The following is a 5,450-nucleotide window of genomic DNA, read 5'->3' on the forward strand; positions in this document are numbered from 1 at the left end:
GCGCATGTCATGCGGCGCGCGCACCCGGTCAAGCTGGGGGTAGCGCCCAAGGGTCGGAATGTCGGCGGGCGTCTTGCTGTCGGTCATGTCAATCAGTTCCTGCGCTCGACCACGTAGTGGACCAGATCGCGCAGGCGATCAGCCTCGGGGCCAAAGATGTCGATATGGGATAGGGCCTGTTCCGCCACGCGGCGGGCTTCCTTCGCCGCACCATCCACGCCCAGCAGGGCGACATAGGTGGACTTGCCAGCGGCTTCGTCCTTGCCCGCGGTCTTGCCCAGTTCCTCGGCGCTGGCGGTGGCGTCCAGCACGTCATCGGCAATCTGGAAGGCCGCGCCCAGGTCACGCCCATAGGCGGAAATGCGCTTGCGCGCGTCGTCGCTGGCCTGGCCCAGAATGGCCCCGGCCTCGGCCGAATAACGGATCAGGCAGCCGGTCTTCAGCGCATGCAGGCGGGCGACTTCTTCCAGCGACAGCGCGCGGCCTTCGCCTTCCATGTCGATCATCTGGCCACCGACCATGCCTGCCGCACCAGACGCATCGGCCAGTGCGCGGACAAGGTTGATGCGCACGTCCGCGCTGTCATGCGTCAGCGGACTGGCGAGGATGTCAAACGACATGGTCTGCAGCGCGTCACCGGCGAGGATGGCGGTTGCCTCATCAAACTTGCGGTGGGTGGAAGGCTGGCCACGGCGCAGGTCGTCATCATCCATTGCGGGCAGGTCGTCATGCACCAGCGAATAGGCATGCAGCATCTCGACCGAGGCTGCGACACGGTCCGCCCCTTCGGCCGCCACTTTGAACAGGCTGGCGACTTCCGCCACCATGTAGCCACGCAGACGCTTGCCGCCGCCCAGTGTGGCATAGCGCATGGCGTCGATCAGGCGGGCCTCGCCCCCTTCAACGCGGGGCAGCAGGCGGTCGATCATCCCCTCGATCGCCTTGGCGCGCGCGGACATGGATGCACGCAGACGGACCATGCGATCCGCACTGTCTGTTTGGGACGAGGTTGCTGTTGTTTGGCTCATCTGGTGCATCAATCCATCGGTTTTGCATCCAGCGTGCCATCCGCACGCTGGACAATCGCCTGAACGCGGGCCTCGGCCTCGTCCAGTTTTTTCTGGCAGTACTGTCGCAGGGCAGCACCACGTTCATAGGACGTGATCGCGTCCTCCAGCCTTGGCTGGCCGACCTCGAGCTGCCGCACGATGGCTTCAAGTTCGGCCAGGGCGTCCTCGAAGGAAAGGTTGGTCAGGTCGTCGGTCATCTGCTGGTGGTGCTTCCTGAAAATAACTTGGCTGGCGCAGGCATTACATCCTCGGGGGGCATCCTGCCAAGGGGACAACTGGTTTTACGCTATTTTGGCACCTATGCGGGGCGCGGGGTATCTGCGGCCGTGGTGTCGGGATCGTGCCTGCGGCGGATGACGAAGGACAGCGTGCCGCCTTCCTCGCCAAATGCGATCAGGGCATGGCCCGTTTCGCGGCAGAAGGCCTGAAAATCCGCAACGGATGCCCGGTCGGTCGCGATCACGCGCAGCCGTGCGCCCGGTGGCAGGCCGCGCAGCATGCGGTTGGCCTTGAGCACGGGCAGGGGACATGTCAGGCCGCGCGCGTCTAGCAGGATCTCACTCATGGGGGACCATGTCTCCTTGGTGGTGGGCAGCTATGCTTGTGCATCAGGGTTTGCTGTTGCGTGCAGGTACGATCATAAAAGAAAATGCGCCACTGATAAAACATGATGAAAGAAAGACTCTGGATGGCCACCTATCGTATTGGAATTGATTTTGGGGGCACCAAGATCGAAATCGCAGCCCTGGGAAAGGACGGAACCGAACGCGTGCGTCGGCGCATTTCCAATCCTGGCAACTATCCCGCCGCCATTGGGGCCATGTGTGACCTGATCCATGGGGTGGACCAGGAACTGGGCGGTACGGGCACGGTGGGAATCGGCATTCCCGGTTCCATCAGCCCCGATACGGGCGTCATCAAGAATGCGAATGCGACGTGGCTGAACAACCAGCCGCTGATCCGTGACATGACGGCCGCGCTTGGCCGCGATGTCCGGATCGAGAATGACGCGAACTGTTTCGCGCTGTCCGAGGCGATTGACGGGGCGGGGGCGGACCATCACAGCGTATTTGGCGTGATCATCGGCACCGGCATGGGGGCCGGGATCGTGATCGACAGGAAACTGCTGATCGGTCACAACCACATTGCCGGTGAATGGGGCCATGTGCCGTTGCCGTGGCCGCGGCTGGAAGAATTTCCCATGCCCAAGTGTTTCTGCGGGAACGAAGGGTGCATGGAACGCTTCCTCAGCGGTTCGGCGCTGGCGCAGGACTGGAAAGGCCCCGGCCACCGGAGTGCGGCCCATATCGAACAGGAAGCCGAGGCCGGCGACCTGACCGCCATCGGCGCGCTGGACCGTTACATGGACCGCATGGCGCGTGCCTGCGCCATGGCGATCAACTTCATGGACCCCGACGTGATCGTGCTGGGTGGCGGGGTGTCCAACCTTGAATCGATCTATGAACGCGTGCCGCGCCTGATGCGCCGCTATGTCATTACCCCCAACTGCACCACGCCGATCGTGCGCAACCGCCATGGTGACAGTTCGGGTGTGCGCGGTGCGGCATGGCTGTGGGATGACCATCACGTTGACTGACCCGTGGGGCCAGTCGGTGCGGCCTGCGCTCAGCCTTCGGCGCTGTCGCGGCCGCGGAAGCCCGTGGCCACTACGTAAAGCTCGCTCGATTCCTTGCGGCTGGCCGGGGGCTTGGCGTGGCGGACCTGCGTGAACATGCGCTTGAGGTCCGCCAGCATCTGTTTTTCCGACCCGCCCTGGAACACCTTGGCCACGAACGTGCCATCGGGGGCGAGGATGCGGGTGGCGAAATCCAGCGCCAGTTCCGCCAGTCCGATAATGCGCAGGTGGTCGGTCGGCGCATGGCCGGTGGTGTTGGGGGCCATGTCCGACATCACGACATCCGCGCGCCCGCCCAGCAGCCCGGTCAGGCGGTCGGGCATGTCGGGATCATTGAAATCCCCTTCGATGATGGTTGCCCCCGGCACCGGGTCAACCGGCAGCAGGTCAACGCCGACCACTTCGGCCGCCCCGCGCTTGACCGCGACCTGCGTCCAGCCACCGGGGGCGGCGCCAAGGTCAACCACCCGCGCGCCGGGCTTTATCATATGGAAGCGGTCATCAAGTTCGATCAGCTTGAAGGCCGCGCGGGAACGCCAGCCCTGTTTCTGGGCGGCCTGCACATACGGGTCGTTAAGCTGGCGCTGCAGCCAGCGGTGCTGGGCGGTGGTGCGGCCGCGCGCTTTCTTGACCGTGACGGTCTTGGTGCGGTTGGCCTGTGCGGCGCGTCCGTCCGTGCTGCTGTCACCGGTGCCGGGTGTCAGACTGCTGGTACGGGCCTTGCCCGGTATGCGGGTAGAAGAACGCTGTTTCATGACGGGACGCGGTCAGGTACTGACCCGGTGCTCCATACGATTATGCAGGGGGAAGGAAGGCAGCGGGGTGGAAAGGCCACCACGGCGCCTGCGGTCCCCAATCATGCGTAAAAGCAGTCCGTCACGCAATCCCCGGTCGGCCACCGTGACTTCGGCCATGGGCCATGTGGTGGCGATGGCTTCGAATATGGCGCAGCCGGGCATGATGTAGCGCGCACGTTCCGCGCCGATCAGGGGATTGCGCGCAAGTCCGTCCATGCCCGACCGGCGCAGGCTGTCCACCAGGGCCAGCGCATGGGGAACAGACAGGGTGCTGCCGTCAATCCCCGCGCGTTCGTAGCGGTCCTGCCCCTGCGCCAGGCTGGCCAGCGTGGTGATGGTGCCACTGGTGCCCAGCAGCATGACGTTGTCGCGGGCAATTTCACGGGTAATGCAGTGTACGTCGTCAAATCCGCGCAGCATGTCGCTGATCTCACTGACCACGGCGCGATAGCCCCGGTCGGTAAAGATGTCCGCCCCGTGGCGTTCGCCCACGGTCATGATGCCGGTCGGCAGGCTGACATAGCCTGACAGGTCGTGCCGTCCGACGGCGCGGTCGATTCGCGCCCATGCGATTTCGGTTGATCCGCCGCCGATGTCGAACAATAACCCCCGCCCGGTGGCCTGGTGGTGGGACTGCAGCAGGGAATTGCAGGCGGCAAGCGCCAGTTCGGCTTCCTCACGCGCGGAAATGACCGAGATGTCCAGCCCGGTTTCATGCAGGACGCGGGCGATGAAATCCATGCCGTTGCCTGCGCGGCGGCAGGCCTCGGTCGCGATGGCGCGGTGGCTGTGCAGGTCATACAGGCCCATACGCACCACGCAGGTGCGCAGGGCATTGATGGTGCGTTCCATCGCCGCTTCCGCCAGTTGGCCGGAATGGTGCAGCCCTTCGCCCAGGCGTACGGCGCGGCTGAAACTGTCAATCACACGCAGGCCCTGTTCACCCGCGCGGGCGATCAGCAGGCGGCAGTTATGCGTGCCAAGATCAATGGCGGCATAAAGTGGTGCGCGCATGACGCGGCGATCCATCGCGGATGCAGGGGAAGGGGTGTTCCCGTGCTGGCGTATCTTTGCGCTGAGCGTCTGCTGGACCATGTTCATCCAAACCCGTTGACGGCCAAGGTATTACCTATTGTGTTGAGTGTTCTGCGTGAAACGCAAGCCAAAAGAGAAAATTTACGAAAAAGACAACACGGGGGTTGCGCCCAAAACGGCTGGCGGCTATATGCCTGATCACCGCAGCGCACCGCGCCGCTCTCTCCTTGCTGGGGGATAGTTTAGCGGTAGAACTACCGGCTCTGACCCGGTCAGCCCTGGTTCGAATCCAGGTCCCCCAGCCATTTCTTCCCACAAATATCATATATTTTCTGATGTAGTTGACATGTCCTGTTCAGGCTACATGTAGGCAATGCATCCGATTTTGCATGCGCGTGCGCCAATGGTGCGCATGGTAGCCATGTTTGATTCTCGACTGATGGATGCCTGACCGCGTTTGACCCCGGGTGCATCTTTATCCCCGGTGAAGCGGCGAGTTGAATGGCGGGGTGGGAAAGTGCTGCCCGATGCGGGTGGGCTTGCCGGGTTCTGTCCTTGGCTACCCAAAGCATGCAGTCCGTAGCCGGTCTGGACCTTGTCTTGCCATGTCATCGGGGTGGAAAGCATCGGTGCGGGTCAAGGTCCTGACACACTGGCGGTCGGGACTGGGGCTGTACCGCCCTTTGCTGCGTTTTTACCGTGCGGATAATTGCAGCCCGGTTCACGCATTTATAAAAAATGGTGAAGCCGGAGGCTGTTTGAAAAGTCAGATCAGGAAATAACCTGAAATCATAAGAAATTTTTGGTGAAGCTTTTTACAAAAAGGTAGCGTCCAAAAACTTTTTTTGTTTTTAATGATTTATCAGAAATGCAAAATATTACTTCTGATTACCTCGGTTTTTTAGCAGTGTA

The 5,450-nt window shown here is 62.3% G+C and carries 6 protein-coding genes and 1 tRNA gene; 2 read left to right on the plus strand and 5 right to left on the minus strand.

Annotation, left to right across the window (positions count from 1 at the left end; genetic code table 11):
- Positions 1 to 92: 92 nt before the first annotated feature.
- The 3 genes from AC1RQ9_RS18325 to AC1RQ9_RS18335 form a co-directional block, all read right to left on the minus strand.
- Positions 93 to 1,028, minus strand: coding sequence for a polyprenyl synthetase family protein (locus AC1RQ9_RS18325; RefSeq protein ID WP_026018721.1), 936 nt, complete (start codon positions 1,026 to 1,028; stop codon positions 93 to 95).
- An 8-nt stretch (positions 1,029 to 1,036) separates the two neighbouring features.
- Entirely contained in the window at positions 1,037 to 1,267 is a 231-nt protein-coding gene (locus AC1RQ9_RS18330; RefSeq protein WP_010507770.1) for an exodeoxyribonuclease VII small subunit, read from the minus strand.
- Between the two features lie 101 nt (positions 1,268 to 1,368).
- On the minus strand, positions 1,369 to 1,635 hold the full coding sequence (locus AC1RQ9_RS18335; RefSeq protein WP_019086399.1) for a sulfurtransferase TusA family protein: 267 nt from the start codon (positions 1,633 to 1,635) through the stop codon (positions 1,369 to 1,371).
- Positions 1,636 to 1,758: 123 nt separating this feature from the next.
- Here AC1RQ9_RS18335 and AC1RQ9_RS18340 point away from each other — a divergent pair, with 123 nt between their 5' ends.
- Positions 1,759 to 2,667: an ROK family protein gene (locus tag AC1RQ9_RS18340; RefSeq protein WP_019086400.1), complete on the plus strand. Its 909-nt coding sequence runs from the start codon at positions 1,759 to 1,761 to the stop codon at positions 2,665 to 2,667.
- A gap of 29 nt (positions 2,668 to 2,696) precedes the next feature.
- Here AC1RQ9_RS18340 and AC1RQ9_RS18345 read toward each other — a convergent pair whose 3' ends face one another.
- Entirely contained in the window at positions 2,697 to 3,461 is a 765-nt protein-coding gene (locus tag AC1RQ9_RS18345; protein ID WP_193732131.1) for an RlmE family RNA methyltransferase, read from the minus strand.
- Between the two features lie 12 nt (positions 3,462 to 3,473).
- Positions 3,474 to 4,604 carry a Ppx/GppA phosphatase family protein gene (locus AC1RQ9_RS18350; protein ID WP_019086402.1) on the minus strand — a complete coding sequence of 377 codons (1,131 nt, stop codon included), beginning with the start codon at positions 4,602 to 4,604 and terminating at the stop codon, positions 3,474 to 3,476.
- 165 nt (positions 4,605 to 4,769) lie between these two features.
- Here AC1RQ9_RS18350 and AC1RQ9_RS18355 point away from each other — a divergent pair.
- Positions 4,770 to 4,843, plus strand: a tRNA-Gln gene (locus tag AC1RQ9_RS18355).
- Positions 4,844 to 5,450: the final 607 nt, after the last annotated feature.

The organism is Komagataeibacter ossonobensis (genome assembly GCF_057359305.1).